At 44.4% G+C, this 19,541-nt stretch carries 16 protein-coding genes; 13 read left to right on the top strand and 3 right to left on the bottom strand.

The genetic code is table 11. The features are described from left to right. Window positions 1-23: 23 nt before the first annotated feature. The 3 genes from RB622_RS25000 to RB622_RS24990 all read left to right on the top strand — a co-directional run bounded on the left by RB622_RS25000 (window position 24) and on the right by RB622_RS24990 (window position 4,149). Entirely contained in the window at window positions 24-1,502 is a 1,479-nt protein-coding gene (locus RB622_RS25000; RefSeq protein WP_308049484.1) for a RagB/SusD family nutrient uptake outer membrane protein, read from the top strand. 82 nt (window positions 1,503-1,584) lie between these two features. Next, window positions 1,585-2,967 (top strand): FAD-dependent oxidoreductase, encoded by a 1,383-nt coding sequence (locus RB622_RS24995; RefSeq protein ID WP_308049483.1) that lies wholly within the window; start codon window positions 1,585-1,587, stop codon window positions 2,965-2,967. A 30-nt stretch (window positions 2,968-2,997) separates the two neighbouring features. Then, complete coding sequence (locus tag RB622_RS24990; protein ID WP_308049482.1) at window positions 2,998-4,149, top strand: hypothetical protein; 1,152 nt, start codon at window positions 2,998-3,000, stop codon at window positions 4,147-4,149. A gap of 226 nt (window positions 4,150-4,375) precedes the next feature. Here RB622_RS24990 and RB622_RS24985 read toward each other — a convergent pair whose 3' ends face one another. Further along, window positions 4,376-5,473: a LacI family DNA-binding transcriptional regulator gene (locus tag RB622_RS24985; protein ID WP_308049481.1), complete on the bottom strand. Its 1,098-nt coding sequence runs from the start codon at window positions 5,471-5,473 to the stop codon at window positions 4,376-4,378. A 182-nt stretch (window positions 5,474-5,655) separates the two neighbouring features. Between RB622_RS24985 and RB622_RS24980 the strand changes: the two genes are divergently transcribed. The 6 genes from RB622_RS24980 to RB622_RS24955 all read left to right on the top strand — a co-directional run bounded on the left by RB622_RS24980 (window position 5,656) and on the right by RB622_RS24955 (window position 15,036). Continuing rightward, window positions 5,656-8,718 carry a TonB-dependent receptor gene (locus RB622_RS24980; RefSeq protein ID WP_308049479.1) on the top strand — a complete coding sequence of 1,021 codons (3,063 nt, stop codon included), beginning with the start codon at window positions 5,656-5,658 and terminating at the stop codon, window positions 8,716-8,718. A 69-nt stretch (window positions 8,719-8,787) separates the two neighbouring features. Then, on the top strand, window positions 8,788-9,234 hold the full coding sequence (gene tnpA, locus RB622_RS24975) for an IS200/IS605 family transposase (protein WP_308049478.1): 447 nt from the start codon (window positions 8,788-8,790) through the stop codon (window positions 9,232-9,234). A 92-nt stretch (window positions 9,235-9,326) separates the two neighbouring features. Continuing rightward, window positions 9,327-10,814, top strand: a complete 1,488-nt coding sequence (locus RB622_RS24970) for a RagB/SusD family nutrient uptake outer membrane protein (RefSeq protein ID WP_308049477.1) — start codon at window positions 9,327-9,329, stop codon at window positions 10,812-10,814. A 48-nt stretch (window positions 10,815-10,862) separates the two neighbouring features. Continuing rightward, complete coding sequence (locus RB622_RS24965) at window positions 10,863-13,019, top strand: DUF6259 domain-containing protein (RefSeq protein ID WP_308049476.1); 2,157 nt, start codon at window positions 10,863-10,865, stop codon at window positions 13,017-13,019. A 12-nt stretch (window positions 13,020-13,031) separates the two neighbouring features. After that, complete coding sequence (locus RB622_RS24960) at window positions 13,032-13,784, top strand: 3-oxoacyl-ACP reductase family protein (RefSeq protein ID WP_308049475.1); 753 nt, start codon at window positions 13,032-13,034, stop codon at window positions 13,782-13,784. A gap of 10 nt (window positions 13,785-13,794) precedes the next feature. Continuing rightward, entirely contained in the window at window positions 13,795-15,036 is a 1,242-nt protein-coding gene (locus RB622_RS24955) for an MFS transporter (protein ID WP_308049474.1), read from the top strand. Window positions 15,037-15,184: 148 nt separating this feature from the next. On the opposite strand, the gene RB622_RS24950 is transcribed toward RB622_RS24955, so the two are convergent. Beyond that, a complete protein-coding gene (locus tag RB622_RS24950; RefSeq protein WP_308049473.1) occupies window positions 15,185-15,367 on the bottom strand; it encodes a hypothetical protein in 183 nt (60 codons plus the stop codon). A gap of 674 nt (window positions 15,368-16,041) precedes the next feature. Between RB622_RS24950 and RB622_RS24945 the strand changes: the two genes are divergently transcribed. The 4 genes from RB622_RS24945 to RB622_RS24930 all read left to right on the top strand — a co-directional run bounded on the left by RB622_RS24945 (window position 16,042) and on the right by RB622_RS24930 (window position 19,020). Next, on the top strand, window positions 16,042-16,257 hold the full coding sequence (locus RB622_RS24945) for a hypothetical protein (RefSeq protein WP_308049472.1): 216 nt from the start codon (window positions 16,042-16,044) through the stop codon (window positions 16,255-16,257). 243 nt (window positions 16,258-16,500) lie between these two features. Further along, the gene (locus RB622_RS24940) at window positions 16,501-16,992 is read left to right on the top strand and encodes a DUF6922 domain-containing protein (protein ID WP_308049471.1); all 492 of its coding nucleotides are present in this window, start codon (window positions 16,501-16,503) and stop codon (window positions 16,990-16,992) included. 63 nt (window positions 16,993-17,055) lie between these two features. Continuing rightward, a complete protein-coding gene (locus RB622_RS24935; RefSeq protein ID WP_308049469.1) occupies window positions 17,056-17,646 on the top strand; it encodes a nucleotidyl transferase AbiEii/AbiGii toxin family protein in 591 nt (196 codons plus the stop codon). A 756-nt stretch (window positions 17,647-18,402) separates the two neighbouring features. After that, on the top strand, window positions 18,403-19,020 hold the full coding sequence (locus RB622_RS24930) for a phage integrase SAM-like domain-containing protein (RefSeq protein ID WP_308049468.1): 618 nt from the start codon (window positions 18,403-18,405) through the stop codon (window positions 19,018-19,020). 247 nt (window positions 19,021-19,267) lie between these two features. Here the strand turns inward: RB622_RS24930 and RB622_RS24925 are convergent. Beyond that, the coding region (locus RB622_RS24925) for a transposase (RefSeq protein WP_308049466.1) at window positions 19,268-19,541 on the bottom strand (274 nt) is incomplete at its 5' end.

Here is a 19,541-nt window from a genome sequence, read left to right as displayed (position 1 = left end):
GCCTCACTTAGAAAATATCCTATATGAAAATTTTATTGATCAAACATTTGAACATTCTATACAAAACAGGACTTTTTGTATTGAGCGTACTGGGTTGCAGTCTGCTTGTCTCCTGCGAGGATGTACTAAAAGAAGAACCAAAATCTGTTGCGGTGGAAACGTTTTTCAATACCGCTGCTGAGATTGAAACTGCTGTTAATGCCATTTATTCTCCTTTGCGCAGCAGCAATTATTCTGTTTACGAAGCGACACTCGAGTGCCAGTCCGACTTTACAAACGGGCGTGGCAGCTGGGCGCCGCTTCATAATTTTCAGGGCCTCGATGATGCAAACATTACACGGGTAGCAGGTTTGTGGAATGCATTTTACCTCAGTATCCGCAACGCAAATCTGGTTATTAAAAATGCACCAAATGGAAAAGCGATCAGCAAGGCCGATGTAGACAAATATGTGACAGAGGCGAAGTTTCTGCGTGCTTTTAATTATTTTCAACTAGTGCGTAACTGGGCTGGCGTTCCCCTGAGAACCGAAGCGAATATGGACATTGCGGACCTCAAAAAAAGTAATTCAGAGGAGGTCTACAATTTAATCCTTTCGGATTTACGTGAAGCAGAGGCGGGTCTTCCCGACAATCCTGCTGTTGCCGGAAGGCCTTCAAAATGGTCAGCTAAAACCATGCTGGCCGATGTATACCTTACGCAGGGTAAATTTGCAGAAGCCCGGGATAAAGCCGGTGAGGTGATGCAATCCAATAAATTTGCATTGGTGTCAACACCGACAAAATCGGACTTTCAGCTAAAAGTGTGGGGGCCGGAACTGGTTTCAACTTCGGAGGAGATTTTTTATCTGAAATATGCCCGACAGCTAAACCAGGGAAATTACATGCTTTGGGTTAGCAACCATCCCGATACGAAACTGTTCAGTTTTGGAGGGGCATATGTTTTGTATCTGGACGTTACCAGCAACTACTACAAATCCTGGAATGCAGGTGATCTGCGCAAGGCACTCTGGGACAAGATCAATTTTGGACTGGGAGCAAATACGGTGGTGAGTTCGAAATTTATCGATCAACTTGCTGTAAGCCAGAATGGTGCAGGGAATGATGATCCGGTGTACGGTTACTCAGACGTGTTGCTCACCTACGCGGAAGCATCTTCCAGGGCAGGGAACGGTCCCACGGCAGCCGGTCTGGAAGCGTTGAATATGGTTCACAGACGTGCATTCGGAAAATCGCCCGCTACTCCTTCTGATATTGATTTCAAACTCACTGATTACAACGCGGAGACATTTCTGGACCTGGTATTGACGGAACGGAGCTATGAATTTCAGCTGGAAGGAAAGCGCTGGCTTGACCTGAAAAGAACGGGTAAAGCGAAAGAAGCGGTGCTCGCCGCAACCGGTAAAACCATCGCCGATAAACATTTTTTATGGCCTCTTCCGGTGTCGGAAATGAACTATAACAAAAGCCTCGATCCTGCCAAAGATCAAAATCCGGGCTACTGAGACCTTGTAGCGTAACGGATATCTTTGAAATAGTTACGCTACATGTTCTATTTCTGAATTCAAAACAACAAGATAAGAACTCATGGATAAATTAAAAAGACGTTCAGCATTGACCCGCCTGGGAGCCATTTCTCTTGGCATGATCTCACCTTCTGTTTCAAAAGGTGAGGTACTGGCGGAACCATATAAGGTAAAGAAGCAAACGATCAAAACGGACATATTGGTGGTAGGAGGCGGTACTGCTGGTGTTGTAGCTGCCATACAGGCTGGCCGGGCAGGCCGGAAAACGATTTTGGTTGAAAATGGTAGCCAGCTCGGCGGAACTACAACAACGGGAGGCGTTGCTTTTCCTGGTATCTTTTTTGCCTGGGGAAAACAGGTGATTGGCGGAATTGGCTGGGAAATGGTGCAGGAGGCGGTTTCGTTGAACGACGATACCTTGCCTGATTTTTCGGTTCCCCATGGTAAGCAGCATCCCAAACATCAGGTTCGCCTGAACGGGCAGTTGTATGCGGTGCTGATCGAGGAGAAATGTGTGGAAGCCGGTGTTCAGCTCAGGTTTTATGAAACCCCGGTCAGTGCTTCTTTCGAAAAGGGAAACTGGATTGTGGAAACGGTAGGAAAGGGAACCAATACCCAGATCATCTGCAATCAGCTGATCGACTGTACGGGAAATGCCTACGTAGCGTCGATTGCCGGATTTGACGTTTTAAGAGAATCGGTTATCCAACCGGGAACACTGCAGTTTCAACTGGGTGGTTATGATTTCAAATCGCTCGACCTGAAGATGATCCAGGCAAGATACCAGGAAGAGATTCAGAAAGGAACATTGATCAAAACTGATTTCAGGAATAACATCGTTGGTTTGCTGAGAACCGGAGGTGACAATATACAGCATGTGATGGGTGCCGACTCTACTACTTCTGAAACGCATACGCTGGCAAATTTGAAAGGCAGGGCCTCCTTATTGCAAACACTCCGGTTTTTAAGAACTTTACCTGGCTGCGAAAAGATAAAGCTTGTAGACATGCAGAATGAAACAGCCGTACGTGAAACGTATCGGATCGACGGGCATTACAAAATCACCGAGGTCGATTATGTCACAGGCAAAGTATTTGAAGACGCTGTTTCGTATTCTTACTATCCGATCGACGTTCACGACGAAAACGGTGTTGTGCCTGATCATTTAAAGGAAGGTGTTGTGCCCACCGTTCCGCTTCGTGCCCTGGTGCCTAAAAACAGCAAGAACTTTATTGTTGCCGGACGCTGTGTAAGTAGCGACCGACTGGCAAATTCAGCCCTTCGTGTGCAGGCATCCTGCATGGGCATGGGACAGGCGGCAGGCGCGGCCGCGGTATTGGCCAACATACAGAACAAAACGCCACTCGAAGTTTCGATCAATGATCTCAGAAAATTAATCGAGGAGCACGGCGGTATTGTTCCCAATAGTAATCAAAAAGGGTAATTTCTGTTAGGGATCATTTAAAGAGTTTTTATGCGTTTCGGAAGGGGCCTTCGGGCAGGATGTGTTTTGCCTTTGCTGCTACTGCTGGTTTCGTATCATGGTTTCGGGCAAATTCGGTATTTCAGGAAAGCGACCGTTTCCGGGAAGCCGGGCAGGTTAATGCCTTTTTTGGCAGACGATCAGGATTCCATTGCCACCGATACTATTTTTCAGGTGCTGTCCCAGGACGGTTATCCGCTTCGCTATTACAGGAAAATCAGGACAAGTGTCTGTTTCGATAATAAATGCAGGCTGCTGAAATGTACGCTTTACTGGAATATTACTGGGAGATATTTGGGACTTGAATTGCCAAGGGGGGAGTTTTTAAGCAAAGCGAAGCATAAACCATTTAAAAAAGCGGAGTACGAAAGGCTGGATTTTCTTCTGGCCGATCCGCTGTTGCCGCTTGCCAGTTTGTCTTACAGCGAATTGGCTCCGCGGCCCAAAATCAGGGACAACAAAGATGATGTTGACGCAGTTTCATCCGCGACAGCTAAAAATGTACTGGATTATGTCGTTCCCGGTGCGGCTTACACGACTTACAAAATGTGGCACGTCGTCTATGGTCCAACGCAGGAAGAAATACAGGATTTGACTAAAAAATCACTTTCAGCAGATTTGATTTTGCGAATTCTGGAAAGCGACGATCCGGCCGATAAAATCTGGGCATTGAATCACATTCGCGGCTTTGTTATTTTAACGCCCCGCCTGCGCGAAAAACTGATAGGTTTCATCGGTAATAGTGGTTATAATTTGGCTGAAAGGGCGTTAAACTCATTTGATGCGAAAGAATTGGAGTCCGACACCGTGCAGATGGCATTAGGCGATAAGCTGGCTCAAAATAGTTACGCGATAAAAAAGTTAATTATTGCGAAGTTCAGAGATGCCCCGCAGCTGAGTGAACCGGCTATTGTCAATCTTGCACAGGTTTTAAAATCTGCTAATCCTGAACTTATCAGTAATGTACTGGATGTTTTTTTTGCGCACAAAATCTCGGATACTGCTACCTGCCAGACGATCGCCTTATTACTTAACGATCAGAATAGTTTTGTGGCGCGTAAGGCTTATAGATATCTGACACAAACAGCGGTGACGAACGAAGTGATCCGGGAGCAAATCAAAGCGTTTGAAATGAAGATGTAGCTGTTTACACGAAACATTTAACCTTACCACGATTTCTTTTGCAGTGCTATCGGCAGTCGGTGGGATCGCTCTGGTTTTCGGCTGTCAGATTAATGAAAGGAACAACATTTCGGACGAAAGGGGCTGCCCCCTTCGACTGCTGAAAGCCGATAGCAAAATTGTCTTGCAATATAATTCGTGATAGGGTCTATTAAGCAGAGCATCTTTTTTGTTCTGAATAAGCTTCTCAGTATATATACACCAGCGGATCCTGGCTGTCTATCTGATTTAGATATTTGCTGTATGAACTCACTACCATGCCATGGTTTACCCTCGTGCTGGACTGGCGGATGACCAGGTCTGTTGAAATCATTTCTTTTTCAAACTTGAATATGCCTCCCTGTTTTTCTATTTCGTTGATACATAGCTGGGCGGCCCGTCCTCCAATTTCGAAACCTTTGGGATGCGTATTCGTAACCGGCGGTGTCAGAAACCCGAAAGTAGGGTCTGAACCGGCAGATACCAGACCGAGCTGTATCCCCAATTGTATATTAGCCTTTTGAGCTTCCAGATAGACCGCCATCGCCACAGGATCATTTGCGGCGATAATTGCATCAACACCCGGTTTCAGCTTCATGGTCTGGTGAAACGCCAGTCGCCCCTGCTGAAAGTCGAGTCCGTGGTTGTTGATTAAGGATTGATTCAATTCGATGCCGTGATGGACTATTGCACTTGCGTAACCTTTGATCTGGCTACGGCAAAAACCGAGATGATCCGGGCCGGTGAGGAGAGCAATGTTCTGATAGCCTGATTTGATTAAATGTTCTGTCAGCGCATACACAACAGACTCCTCGTTGAGCATTACTTTGGAAGATGGTACTCTATCAGCCGCCCGGTCGAAAAACACCAATGGAATATTATGGGTTTTCACATTCTTGAAATGCTCGTATTTCCTTGTTTCCTGAGAAATACAGGCCAGAATACCGTCCACCTGCCCCGATAACGACTCTATGTTCATCACTTCCCGCTGGTAACTTTCGCCGGACTTGGCCACCATGACCTGATAGCCTTTTCGGAATGCGATGTCTTCAACACCGTTCAAAATAGACATATAGCGGTGGCTGACGATCTCTGGAAGCAGCACTCCAATCACCTTCGTTTTACGCTCCTTCAAACTTTGAGCAATGGTGTTGGGACGATAATTCAGCTTTTTTGCAGTGAGTTTTATTTTGTCAGCCATCGCTTTACTGATATCGGGATGATTTCGCAGCGCCCTTGAGACTGTCGAGGCTGAAATGTCCAGGGCTTTTGCGATGTCATATATGGTGGTCATTCCCTTTTTCATTATTCGGGTTTTTAATTTAAATAATCCATAAAATTAGTGATTAAGCAGCCATGAAAAAATAATTATTTCCGCAACCGATTGCGGCATCGGTTGCATGAAAATATATATTTTTTTATATAAAAAGTCCTATTATTATTGCGACATAGTTACTAACGGATAAAACCTTAAACTACCATTTCACAATGAGAAAACGCTACCTCTTATACCTTACGCTACTTATTGCCTCGGGGCTATTCAGCGGGGAAAGTTTGGCCCAGCAAATGATTACGGGAAGAATAATATCTGCACCGGACAAAATTACCCTCCCGGGGGCTACCGTCGTTGTCAAAGGTACTACGAACGGAACGACGACCGATGGAGAAGGGAAATATGCCATTTCGGCTCCTGCCGGGGCAACCTTGGTTGCCAGTTTTGTGGGCTTTCAAAGCCAGGAGATCCTTGTTGGTTCGCAATCCGTGATCGATCTCATGCTCACCGCCGAAAATAATGCCCTTGATGAAGTTGTTGTGGTCGGATATGGAACACAAAAACGCCGGGACCTGACTGGCGCCATTGTCTCCGTTAATGCACAGGCCATTAAGGAAATGCCTATTACCTCTGCCGAGCAGGGATTACAGGGGAGATTGGCGGGCGTTCAGGTTATTCAGTCCAATTCTGCGCCGGGTGGGGCGATCAGCATCCGCGTCCGTGGTGGAAATTCAGTGATGGGTGGAAATGAGCCGCTTTATGTCATCGACGGATTTCCCGTGTACAACAGTATCGGATCCAATGATGGCCAAACGCAGCCTTCCAATCCGCTTTCGTCGATCAATCCGAATGATATTGTTTCTATGGAAGTTTTGAAGGATGCTTCCGCAACCGCGATTTATGGAGCCCGGGGAGCCAATGGCGTGGTGATCATCACGACTAAACGAGGAAAATCTGCGGCTGGACGGGTAGATTTTGATGCCTATGTGGGCGTACAGTCTGTGCGCAATAAAATTCCGATGCTGAACGCCCGGCAGTACATGGAAATTGCCAATGAGCGGGCGCGTAACATCGGCAGTGCGACTTTACCTTTTGCTACGCCTGGAAGTTGGACAGCCGATACGGATTGGCAGGATGAAATTATGCGGAAAGCCAGCGTCAGTAATTATTCGCTCGGTTTTTCAGGAGGTTCTGAGGCCAGCCGCTATGCTGTATCGGGCAACTGGTTCGATCAGAAAGGGATCGTGACCGGGTCGGGTTTTAAAAGAGGGTCGCTCCGCCTTAACCTGGACAATAATATTAATTCCAGACTCAGTCTGGCGACGAGCATCACCCTATCCAGAACGATGGAAGAAAGTGCACGAAGTAGTCTGGGAACCTGGAATGGTGTGATGTACATGGCGCTGGCAGCGCCTCCGGTAGCCCCGGTTTACAATGAAGATGGGACGTACTACTCGCTTGGAAAGGTCCCGACAGCGGAACCACAATGGAATAATCCACTCGCGCTGGCGAAAGGATTCCTCCGCAACAATGTTTCAACGAGAATTCTGGCCAACACCAATCTGACTTATATACTCAGTCCGGACTTTACTTTTAGTGTCCGTCTCGGCGCCGATAATTCCAATTCCAGAATGGACCAGTACTTGTCAAAAGTACTGATTGGCTCTGATGGGCAGGCATCGGTGTCCTCATATGGCGGCACTACCTTTCTGAATGAAAATATTTTATCATACAAAAAAAGAATAGGTAATAAAAACAGTATCGATGCGATGGCCGGTTTTACCATGCAAAACAGTGTCGGTACCAGCGTTTCGGCGGGTTCACAAAACTACGCAAGCGATATTTTTGGAACGGATAATCTGGGTGCAGGCGGCGTGATCAATGCGCCAGGATCTGACAAAAGCAAAAACTCGCTTCTTTCCTGGCTGGGCAGGGTTAATTATTCACTCAATGACAAGTATCTTTTCACCGTATCGGCGCGTGCTGATGGGTCTTCGCGTTTCGGGAACGGGAACAAGTGGGGCTTTTTTCCTTCGGCAGCAATTGCCTGGCGGCTTTCTGAGGAGGAATTTGTTAAAAAGGCACTTTGGATCAATGATTTGAAACTAAGGGCGAGTACTGGAAGAACAGGCAATCAGGAAATAGGGAATTATAATTCGCTGGCGCGGCTCAGTTCAGTATCTGTTATCTTTGGTTCAGACCAGTCTCGGAAAATTGGCTATGGGGTTACAACCATGCCCAATCCGGAACTGCGCTGGGAAACAACTACCCAGTATGATGCCGGTATTGACGCAAGTTTGTGGAACCGGAAGGTTAATGTAACGCTGGATTATTATATCAAAAACACCACCGATTTGCTTGCACAGGTGCCTGTCGCTATATCTTCCGGATTTGCCAGCATATTGCTCAACTCGGGATCAATTCGTAACCATGGTTTCGAAGTCAGTGTCGACGCGCTTCTTGTGGAAAGGAACCGCCTGAAATGGAATGCGGGTGTGAATTTTTCGACCAATAAAAATAAAGTACAAAAGGTGGCCGTTGCCAGTGGTGAGTTTTTTGCTCCATCTTTTAGCTCACCCATTGATGTACCCGTTAATATTGTGAGAGAAGGCCAACCTATTTCGGCGTTTTATGGATATAAGACGGATGGCTTGTGGGAGAGCGATCAGGATGCTTCGAGTCTGATGCCGGGATTGAAAGCAGGCGACCAGCGTTACCTGGATTTGAACGGCGATGGCGCCATCAATACGAGCGACCGTACCATACTAGGCAAACCGAATCCGGATTTTATTTATGGTATTACCTCTCAGTTGAGCTATGGCCGTTTCGACTTGAATCTGCTTTTTCAGGGTGTGCATGGTGCCACGGTTTTCAATGCAAATAAATATTCTATTGGCGATGCCTTTGCCCGCGGGGCCAACCAGCTTGCAGAAGTGCAGGATCGTTGGACCAGTGAAAACCCAAATCCGAACGCGCTTTATCCGCGTGCATCCATTAAAAACCCGTTGGTTTCTGACCGTTTTTTTGAAGATGCATCCTACTTTCGCCTGAGAAATATTCAGCTTGGATTCAATATCCCGACTGGCGATAAAATTTCTAAATGGATTCGCGATGCGCGTATATATGTGAGCGGTCAGAACCTGCTGACATGGACAAAATATTCAGGGTTTGATCCCGAAGTGAGCTCTACAGGTGGGGCCGATCTGAGGAAGGGCGTGGATGTAGGGGCTTACCCTTCGGCAAAAACAATTACTGCGGGTATTAAGCTTGGTTTTTAATTGATCTTATAAATCCACCTGCTTTGCAGGTGGTTATGTACTTTTGGCTTTGCCAGTTATCTTTGCTTTATGAGCAAATACAAGAAACAGAGCCATGTAGTTTGGAAATGCGACTATCACATAGTTTGGACTCCAAAATATAGATTTCGGATTCTAAATGGTTTGGTTAAGGAGCTGGTCGATCATGATATCAAGATGTTATGTGAGTGGAAAAGTTGTGAAGTAATAGAGCTAAATATACAACCGGATCACATTCATCTAGTTATCTCGATTCCTCCTAAAGTTTCTGTATCGTTACTAATGGGCAGATTGAAGGGGAAATTAGCCATTAAACTATTCAAAAATTATCCTCAATTGAAGAAGAAGCCCTACTGGGGTAATCATTTTTGGTCACGGGGGTACTTTGTCAATACAGTTGGTATTAACGAAGATGTAATCCGCCGATATGTAAAATATCAGGAAGAAGAGGACAAGAAAGAAGAAAATAATGGTCAACATTTCAATTTGTTCGACTAAGTGTGAATGAGCTATTGAAGGCTATGCCTTCACCTTTTTACAAAATCCACCTTCTTAGAAGGTGGTTGTTTAATTTTAGAAAGCTGTCGACTATGAAAACGATTATCAATACGTACAAAAGAACAATGCTCGCTACCGGACTTATTTTCGGGTGTGGCCTGAGCAGCTGTAACGATTCTCTTCAGGAAGAAGTGTTCAGCTTTATTTCCACGGAAAATTTCTATAAAACGGCTGCCGATGCCGAATCCGCTGTGTATGCCGCCTATCAGCCTTTTCTGTCCAATTCCTATTTTGGCTATGAGTTCTACAATCTTTGCCTTTTGGCCGACGATCAGGTGACCATTGGCCGGAATCCGGTTTTTCAGGCGGTAGACAATTTTAACCTGACAGCAGACCACACTTTTGTGACCAATTCCTGGCGGCAGATGTACCTTTGTATTAATCGGGCCAATACCGGTATTAAACGTATTGCAACGATTGAAATGAACGAGGAGCTTCGTGCTGCCTATATCGGAGAATGCTATTTCATTCGGGCCTATAACTATTTCAATCTCGTACGTCTTTTTGGTGGCGTTCCGCTTACCACTACGGAAATTGCTGCGCCTGGACAAACCAATACACCTAAATCAACAAAGGAACAAGTGTATGAACAGATCATCAGTGATTTGAAAGAAGCGGAAAAATCGTTACCGCTCAGCAGGAGCGGCGCGCAGCTGGGACGTGTTACCAAGGGTTCCGCTCAGACTTTGCTGGCAGAGGTGTACCTAACCTTGGAAAACTGGCAGTTGGCGGCGGATAAGGCGAAAGAAGTAATGGAATCGGGACAGTATGCACTTTTGCCGGATTTCAAGCAGGTGTTTTCAGCGACCAACGAAAACAGCAAAGAGATCATATTTTCGATACAATTTGATGGCCCGCAGATCGGGACAAGCTTTGCTGCCTATGCACATGGAGGCGGGGCCGATAATCCCAATACTGCTCTGGGCGCAGCCGTGTGGTCGGTTGAACAGCAATCGGATATTTGGAAGAAATGGGATGCTTCCGATAATCGTAGAGCTTTTACCGTATACAACGAATTTGTCAGTCGATCGGGGAAGCTGATTAATTTGTTTGAAACGGCGAGGCCCTTTCCCGCTTTTGGGAAGTACAATTCACCTTCGGAATCTGCGCAAGGCAACTGTCCGATTAATCCGATTGTACACCGTTATGCCGATGTACTGCTGATTTATGCGGAAGCTAGCGCGCAGGCGCAGGGATCTCCGGGAGCAGCTGCTTACGAGGCTGTTAATCAGGTCAGGCGGCGCGCTTATTCCCAACCACTCAATGCCGTCTCTACGGTCGATCTTCCCACAGGTCTGGGGCTTGCCGCATTCAGGGAGTCTGTTCTCCGGGAGAGAGGTTTTGAATTTGTGATTGAAAACAAGCGTTTGTTTGATCTGATGCGAACTGGTCAGTTTCCGGCCATTCTTAAATTACAGGGGAAAACGATCAACGAAAAGGCGAAACTCCTGCCGATTCCGGCTGCCGAGATCAGCGCAAATTCAGCACTTTCCAATGCGGATCAGAATGTGGGATATTGATTTTCTTATCTGGCCTAAACAATGGTTTTACTTATCAAATAGCTATTAGTGAAAAATTATATTGCCATACTCATAGCCTCCGCGTCGGTTTTTTTGTGGACTTCTTTTCGGGAGACGAAGGCGCAAGACAACGCAAAAAACTGGACGATTGAAGATTCGCAGCTCAAACTGACCTTGGACGCATCAGCCCGGATCGTTCATCTTGAAAACAAAACAAACAAATACGGTAACGTCATCGATCATGCCTCCAGCGGAATTTTTAAAATGGTGGCGCAGCGCGGTGGAAACTGGGAAGATGTTGTTTTTCCGGAAAAACAAACATACCGGATCAAAAAAACGGGCAATGCTCTGGTAGTTATCCTCGATAAAATCGTGACCAGGGACGCAACCAGTGATGTATCCCTGGAGTTGACGATTGCTTTGAAGGATGGAAAACTGACTTTCGATGCTGAAATCGATAACCGCCAGAAAGATCTGATGATTACCGATTTTATATATCCTCAGCTGGGCGTGATCAAAACACTAGGTGTCGGAAAGCCTGATTTGTTATGGCCCAACCAATCAGGTGAATGGTGCACCAATATTGGCGATCTGCTCACTGGCATGCGCGATACAAGGGAAGAGCCCAATGCCAAAAGCATTAACTACCCCGGTAACGCGAGTATGCAGTGGATGTCGTTGGTGGACGGACACGAATGTCTTTACTTCTCAGGGCGGGATGCGGAATTTTATTCGAGCGTGCTCAGCGTGAGAGGCAGCAAAAAAGAGCCGGGGTCTATTACCATGACGATCAACAGGCTGTCTTTTGTCAAAACCAACCAAAAATGGCAAAGCCCGCAATCGGTCATGATGCTATATACCGGTTCGTGGCGAAAAGGGGCTGATGATTATGCGAGGTGGGCATCGTCCTGGCGGAAAGATTATGCTCCTACACCCTGGGTGAGGGACATGATGGGCTATTTCCTGGTAATCAACAAACAGCAGTTCGGAGACGAAATGTGGCGGTATGAAAAACTACCTAAGCTGCATGAACTGGCAAAGGCACACGGCTGTGATGCACTGGGGTTATTTGGCTGGTATGATAGCGGGCACGACAATATGTACCCGGATGTTGATGTCAGCGGTTCGCTGGGCGGAGCATCTGCCTTAAAGGAAAATATTCAGAAGGTGCAGCAGGCTGGTGGACATGTGACGTTATACTATCAGGGGCATTTGATGGATGTAACTTCTCCGTATTACAAGAGCACGGGTCATAAGCTGGAATCGAAATCGATATGGGGGGTTCCATATTACGAAAAATACAATAAGGCGAGCAATAGTGAGTTTTTAAGATCGTTTACCTCGAAAACATTCTCTACAGTTTGCCCCACCAGCACGGCCTGGCATGATCTGATGACTGAAAAAGCACAGGATATTTATGCATACGGACCCAATGGAATATTGTATGACCAGATAGGCGGAATGCCGCCAAACCCGTGTTTCGACGAATCGCATGCGCATTTCAAAGGTAAGCCATCGCTTTCCTATACTCAGGGACGGTTACAGTTACTAAGTAAGATCCAGGTGCAGACCAAGAAAATCAATCCTGAATATGCTTTTTTTACTGAGCACATAACCGATGTATATTCGCAATTTGCCGACGGTCTTCATGGGATCAATACAAATGCTGATAGCCAGGGTACCCGCCTGAAACTGGTGGATGATAAATCTGCGGCTATCATTAATTACCCTGAACTATTTCGCTACTGTTTCCCCAACACGGTGATCACGATCCGGAATCCATTTCCCTACATCACGCCGCAAGTGGCCAATTATGCCCTCACCTTCGGGTTAAGACTGGAAATGGAACTGCGTTACCTGGACGACGTTGATTATGTGCTGGAGGACAGAACCCCGCAATGGAGAAACTATGCGGCCAAAATAACTGCGCTAAGAAAAAAACACTGGGATATTCTTGGACAGGGTAAGTTTTCGGATGAAGAACTTCTGATGAATGAAAACGAAAGGATAGTCTCCAAATCTTATGTAAAAGACGACTTGATGGCGGTTGTCCTTTGGAATGACAATGCCGCTCCTGAAAACATAAAATTGAATGTGAAAGGATTTGCGTTAACGGGCGTATCCACCGTTGATGGCAGTAACAAGCAATTACCTGGTACGATCAAGCCGCAAGAGGTCCTTGTTGCGCTTTACAAAAAGAAATAGCTAAGGATTTACATGAAATTGGAACTGGAAGGAAAGGTAGCACTCGTAACGGGCTCAGCCCGGGGAATCGGTAAAGGCATTGCACTTGTGCTGGCAGAAAAGGGTGCTGATATTATTATAAATGATAAAAAACTGAATTATGAGGGAGAGGCGATCGCCTCTCAGATCGAGGCGATGGGGAGGCGCGTGATGCTCGCTGATGCAGATGTGAGCATGGCCGGAGAAGTGCGTGCCATGTTCAAAGCGATCCGGGATAATTTCGGACAGCTGGACATTCTCGTTAACAATGCCGGGACTTCGCAGGCGAAGGATATTTTTGCGGCTACCGAGGAAGACTGGCACTACATTATCAATACGAACCTAACCAGCTGTTTCTTATGCTCCAAGGAAGCCATGGAAATTATGTCCGAACAGAAATCGGGACGGATCATCAATATCAGTTCTGTCGTTGGCGAAAGGGGAGCCCTGTTTGGTCATGTGCATTATGCAGCAACGAAAAGCGGTATGCTGGGTATTACAAAAACCCTCGCACGCACCGGGGCACCGTTGGGAATTAACGTAAATGCCGTCGCACCCGGATTGATAGAAACAGAATTATTATTGAAAACGCACGGAGCCGAAGGGATCGAAAAACTGAGTTTATCCATTCCGCTGGGTATCGGCAAACCCAGAAGCATCGGACTGACTGTGGCCTTTCTATGTGGTGAAGGTGGTAATTATATTACCGGAACCACGATCGATGTCAATGGCGGTATGATGCATTAATGAACAACTCATGAAAATTAAAATTCTCTATAAGTGGGAAATGTTGGTTTGGCTCTGGCTTGCTTTTTTTTTCAACCAGGCCGACCGGCAAATCTTCAATATTGCCATGCCGCTGATAAAAGCTGACCTCGGTCTGACAGATGCTCAGCTCGGCCTGGTCTCCTCGATTTTTGTTCTGACGATCGGTATATTTATACCTATTGCAGGGTTTGCGGGAGATCTGTTCAGTCGTAAAAAAATAATTTACTTCAGTGTGCTTTTCTGGAGTGCAGCTACTTTACTGACTGGTACCAGTATTACCCTGATACATCTGGTATTATTCCGAAGCATTGCAGTAGGCGGGGGAGAAGCGTTTTACGCACCCGCTGCCAACGCGCTGATCGGTGAGTATCATGAGAAAACCAGGGCACTGGCCATGTCGGTGCACCAGACTTCTCTGTATGCAGGCGTCATCTTAAGTGGAATTGTTGGGGGATATGTTGCACAGGCCTACGGATGGAAAAATACATTTTATCTGTTTGGAGGCATTGGCATTGTACTGGCGGCCGTGTTGGCGTGGCGGCTTAAACCGACCATTCCAGTGTCGCAGACCGCGACGGTAACCGATCGGAAAACCTTTCTTAAACAGGCAGCTCTTGCTCTTTTCGAAAAGCCAACCGCTTTGTTACTCGGCGGCGCTTTCGCATGCCTGGTGTTTGTCAACGTGGGGTATCTGACGTGGATGCCCACTTTCTTGCATGAAAAATTCGGTCTTTCTATTTCAGAAGCAGGCTTTTCTTCGATGTTTTATCATCATGTTTTTGCTTTTGCCGGTGTGCTGGCAGGTGGCTGGTACTCTGATAAAATAGCGCTCGGTGGCAACCACAGACGTTTAATTATCCAAAGTATGGGATTGATCTGCGGGGCGCCATTTATTTTCATGCTGGGTCAGACTGGGACGCCTTTCTTTACTTATGTTGCCCTTTGTGGTTTCGGATTTTTTAGAGGAGTCTATGAAGCAAATTTATACACGACCCTGTTTTCTGTAATTGCTCCAGGCTTCCGGGCCACTTCGATAGGGTTGATATCCATGTTTGCCTTTGTAACGAGCGCCATGGCACCGTTTTTACTGGGATATCTCAAACCTACACTCGGCCTCTCGGACGGATTGTCGACGCTGTGCATTGCTTATATAATTGGCGGGATATGCATTTTGATTGCTTCAAAGTACTTTTTTAAACAGGATTCCTTGTCCCTTACTATAAAACAATGAAAATCACAGCGCTCAAAAAGTATGCTTGTAATGAAAAGGGAGAAGTATCATCCTTTTATTGACCAAATGTAATGTGGATGATCGCAATTCTAAACACATTAAAAAAACGCGTTGAACAACTGTTTGACAAAACCTATGCTGATAAAGGTTATCTTTCAAGGGCGTTGTGTTCCGCACCCGTCATACTCCCAGAGTATGACGGGTGTTGCGGTTTTGGTATGCCGTAAAACGGAGCCACAATAGCGGGAAATGCGAACTTACGCTGGGCAAAGGCGGTCGACTCCAAAAGGAATCCATTCAGAATCAATGAGGTAGTGTATATTGATCTCATTATTTCAAAAATTTTAGTTTTATCGTGAAAAGTTGATTATGGTCTTAATTTTCAGCAATACCCTTTAAACAGTGAAGTTGTTTAAGTTTATGGATAATCCCGAAGGGATGATATTTTTGTAGAAATACGAGAAAACATTCAGTTCATAACCCTGAAAGGGTGACATAGTCATTCCAGAAATCCAATTTTTATTTCAAACTCAAAATCCTTAAAAACCATAGTGATGCTAAAATTTGATCTTGTAAGTATTAAACTCACCATCCTGATTTTTGAGAAACTTGCACAGGTAGCATGGTTGTTCTAAAAAGTGGGGTAACGCTCCGGTAACCAGGCCAATTTCTTTACTTACCACTTTATTAGAAAAAGACTATTAGGGATTCGAGAGTTATCGTTCAGTTGGCTGAGCAAATGGACGAAATGTGTATCAATAGAACAGATTTTACTGATTTTGGATTAAATCCCCGAGGATTGAGAATGAAAATTATTAAATTTGTTCAATAATGATTCATTGTTTCAGTTCCTGGGAAAGGCTCCTCCGATATGTCATTGCAATCCGAATTATCAGATAGTGCTTTGTGGGAAGCAGTCCGCGCGGGTGATGCCGAAGCTTTTACGGGTATGATCAAGCGATATTCCTTATCGGCTATGGAAGAAAGCTTACCAATTATAAGGAATTGGTAAAAGACTGTTCCAGGGCCTCTTTGTATACCTATCTGCTGGTTTCTTTGATGCGAAAAATACATCGTTCGACGAGAGGTAATGATAACATCCAGTTTAAAGAGTCCAAGGCGGATGATTATCATTTTATGGTCACATTTTCCATACAGGATCAATGGCTTCAGTCGGAAACGGAAGCAGCAGCGACTTTTGCAACGGAACCATGTTATTAATGCGATTCCTTAGTGGAGAAGGAGGTTTTGTATCTAAAGTTTTATCAAAATCTGGATGATTACGAAATTGCCGAATTGCTTGACATGTAGTATCAATCCGTATCCAACCTCGTCCAGCGCGCCCGAACACATCCGCGTAAAAACTGGCGTGAAGAATTTACCCCACTGTTGTTTTTTGTGTTATCAGCTGATTTTTTGCAAAAACACGACACAGATGTAAGCAAAAATGTTTATATTTGTATCATGGAAAATCGGTTTGAAAAGTATAGAGGCATTCACCCAGGAATTGTTCTTGAACGCGAGCTAAAAAAGCGGTCGCTCAAGCAGCGCCCATTTGCGATGTCAATTTCTGAATATCCACAAAGCTTTAATGCGATCATTAAAGGAAAACGCAGTATCACGACTTCCCTTGCGCTTAGAATTGAAAAAGAACTGGATCTTGAGGAGGGTGTATTTGTAATGTTACAGGCGTTCTTTGATATCAGGAAAGAAAAGGAGAGACAGATAAATCTTGTACCTAATCTATCGATTCTTAGAAAGGCGCTATTTTGGGATACGGATATCAGTCGCATAGATTGGGAGAAGCAGGCTACGGCCGTAATTAGAAGGGTTTTTGAACGCGGAAATGATGAAGAAAAGGAAGAGATTACAAGATTCTATGGAAAGGTAAAGATTCAATCCGTACTTGTTTCTGAAAAAAGAAAGCCTCTTTCGTTGCATAAACAAGGATTGTAAAAGATAGCCATGTTGTATTATGACACCGTGAATAATCTTCTGAGGGAAAGCCTTCTCTCGTTAATGAATATTAAAGAGTTTGATGATTTCAGACTAGTTGGCGGTACGGCGCTGAGCTTGCAGGTTGGGCATCGGATCTCTGTGGATATAGACCTGTTTACTGATGCTCCTTACGGCAGCATAGATTTTAAAGTTTTAGAGACTATTCTTAGGGACACATTTACCTACGTAGGAAACTTTTCTGATATGCCTGCTGCGATTGGAAAGTCTTACGTCATCGGTACAGGTAGCGACAATAGTGTCAAACTGGATGTTTTTTATACAGATCCATTTATACAACCCGCTTTATTGGAAGACAATATTAGACTAGCAACTATTGAGGAAATAATAGCTATGAAAATAGATGTAGTGCAGCGAGGCGGAAGAAAAAAGGATTTTTGGGATTTGCATGAGCTATTGCCTAAATATAGTATTGCCGAAATGTTAGAGCTCCATAGGCTACGTTACGAATATAACCATGACAGAGAGCTGATTCAGCAAAACTTCAAAGATTTCAGTAAGGCAGATGAAGATTTTGAACCTATTTGTCTACGGGGAAAATACTGGGAATTTATAAAAGAAGACCTTCAGCAAGCAGCTGAAGATACAAACTGATCCTATCAGTAAAAAAGATCAAGTGGAGATTTACATTCAACGCTCACGATCCTCTACATCATTTAAATGAGTATTTCTCCACTTTGTATCACTTGTTACGGTCGAAACTGCTAGTGTTAGATCATTGCCATAAATGACTTCTCGTTGTATATATGACGCGTTAAACTGAATTTTGTTTTAATTTATATGTAATTATTTACGTAATTTTTAGAACTTTATTAGAGGTGATTAGTTGCCTTTTACGGTAGACTTTCATTTAAAGAATGAAGTACTTTGTGTAGCGGTCAGATTTTATAATTACCCATTTGACAGTAATCAGACCTTTAAGACGAAATTGAGCGTTGTAATTAACAACCAAAATGACTAAATTTATCATAGAGAATGAATCAGAGCTGATCTAATCAACTCATTCTGATCGGTCACCAATTCAGTCACCTGCTAAAATGCAATTTGTAACTTATTGATAATCAATAGAGTTTGTGCATAAATTGTGATTCCAGTGGGATCACGAAAAGCGCACTAAGGTGCGCTTTTTTTGTTTAAACTGTACTGGTAATCAGTATTTTACACAAAAAAGCAGTTCATTCACGATCAAGGTAAACCAAAGAAATCGGTTACCCATTCAGTTACCCATTTGAATTTGTAAATTGGGTAACCGAATTTCCGAAAACAGCTGATGTGTTGTGGTTTTGAGGAAATCAATGTTTCGTTCCGGTATATCCGGAAAAACGATTTGATAACTTAAAAGTGTGAAGAATGAAAAGCAATCAGAAACTCTCAATTTTGCTTTGGATTTTTAAAGCCAAGGCAACCAAAGACGGCAGAGCGCCCATTTATGCCCGGATTACCATTGAAGGCAGAGAGGACGAGATTTCCCTTGGCAGGAAAGTAGATCCTCAGTTCTGGGACAATGAGCTTAAGCTGGTGACCGAAGGCGGTATGGAAGCTAAAATCACCAACCAGAAGATCCTGCAAATTAAGTCCGATCTGGAACGTCATTTTATGGTATTGCAAACGCTGCATGCACAGATTACAAGCGCAATGCTCAAAAACGTCTACCTGGGGCTTCCGGTCCATTATGACAAACAATCGAAAAGTGAACCTGTTGCTCTGCAAACACTGGTGCCGGTATTCACAGATTTCATTAAGTCTTTTACAAAAAAGGTTAAGAAAGGTCTAAGATCGGAAGGGACATTACGTCAGTGGAGATCAACCAAAAGAAAGGTTGAATCTTTTATTGTCCACGAATTTAAGAGGAATGATATCAATCTGAGTGAGATAAAATACTCTTTTGCTGAATCTTTTTACGAGTACCTGACCGTGGAAGTAGAGAATCCTCTCTCAGAAATAAGAGTATGTTTTGGATTGTATTAAACTAATAATGAGAGCCAGTCGTTAAACTTGTTGAATCTCACCTCAAACAAGTTTATGAAATCGAATTTCAAAGAAATGACCGCTCGGAATTCTAAGATCAAAACAAATTTTGGCATATAATTTTTTTAAGAAATCTCAATTTTAGCTTCGTAAGAGCTCCACATTTTTCTCACAACCCCTCCATGGTAATTGAGAGGGGATTGTGAGAAAAAATGTTCAAGGAATATTATCAATTTGGATTTATATTTCAGGCCGTTCGGCTATACTGCATGATTGGAACATATTTGCTTTTTCTGGCAACAGTTGCAAAAACGCGATTAATTAATTTTGCCTTAATGGCGTTTTGAATGCTCATTTTAGCTTTTCCTTCCGTTATTTTACGCTGATAATATAGTTTGAGCTCTGGGTCATGCTGTATTGCTGCACTAGCACAATTACTCAACAAGGCTTTCATCTTTCGGTTTGCAAGTGGGCTAACCTTAGTTTTACCCCTGATACTACTCCCTGAGCTGTGTTCAAAG

This window comes from Dyadobacter sp. LHD-138, from assembly GCF_030929615.1.
Taxonomy (GTDB): Bacteria; Bacteroidota; Bacteroidia; order Cytophagales; family Spirosomataceae; genus Dyadobacter.
The sequence above is the reverse complement of the archived record's forward strand: the minus strand, read 5'-3'. Positions and strand labels throughout refer to the sequence as shown.

Excerpts from the sequence above, each read along its gene's own strand:
- RB622_RS24960 (WP_308049475.1), top strand. The coding sequence starts at position 13,032 with ATGAAATTGGAACTGGAAGGAAAGGTAGCACTCGTAACGGGCTCAGCC.
- RB622_RS24985 (WP_308049481.1), bottom strand. The coding sequence starts at position 5,473 with ATGAAAAAGGGAATGACCACCATATATGACATCGCAAAAGCCCTGGAC.
- RB622_RS24930 (WP_308049468.1), top strand. The coding sequence starts at position 18,403 with ATGAAAAGCAATCAGAAACTCTCAATTTTGCTTTGGATTTTTAAAGCC.
- RB622_RS25000 (WP_308049484.1), top strand. The coding sequence starts at position 24 with ATGAAAATTTTATTGATCAAACATTTGAACATTCTATACAAAACAGGA.
- RB622_RS24955 (WP_308049474.1), top strand. The coding sequence starts at position 13,795 with ATGAAAATTAAAATTCTCTATAAGTGGGAAATGTTGGTTTGGCTCTGG.
- RB622_RS24970 (WP_308049477.1), top strand. The coding sequence starts at position 9,327 with ATGAAAACGATTATCAATACGTACAAAAGAACAATGCTCGCTACCGGA.
- tnpA (WP_308049478.1), top strand. The coding sequence starts at position 8,788 with ATGAGCAAATACAAGAAACAGAGCCATGTAGTTTGGAAATGCGACTAT.
- RB622_RS24935 (WP_308049469.1), top strand. The coding sequence starts at position 17,056 with ATGAATATTAAAGAGTTTGATGATTTCAGACTAGTTGGCGGTACGGCG.
- RB622_RS24950 (WP_308049473.1), bottom strand. The coding sequence starts at position 15,367 with ATGAGATCAATATACACTACCTCATTGATTCTGAATGGATTCCTTTTG.
- RB622_RS24940 (WP_308049471.1), top strand. The coding sequence starts at position 16,501 with ATGGAAAATCGGTTTGAAAAGTATAGAGGCATTCACCCAGGAATTGTT.
- RB622_RS24995 (WP_308049483.1), top strand. The coding sequence starts at position 1,585 with ATGGATAAATTAAAAAGACGTTCAGCATTGACCCGCCTGGGAGCCATT.
- RB622_RS24980 (WP_308049479.1), top strand. The coding sequence starts at position 5,656 with ATGAGAAAACGCTACCTCTTATACCTTACGCTACTTATTGCCTCGGGG.
- RB622_RS24990 (WP_308049482.1), top strand. The coding sequence starts at position 2,998 with ATGCGTTTCGGAAGGGGCCTTCGGGCAGGATGTGTTTTGCCTTTGCTG.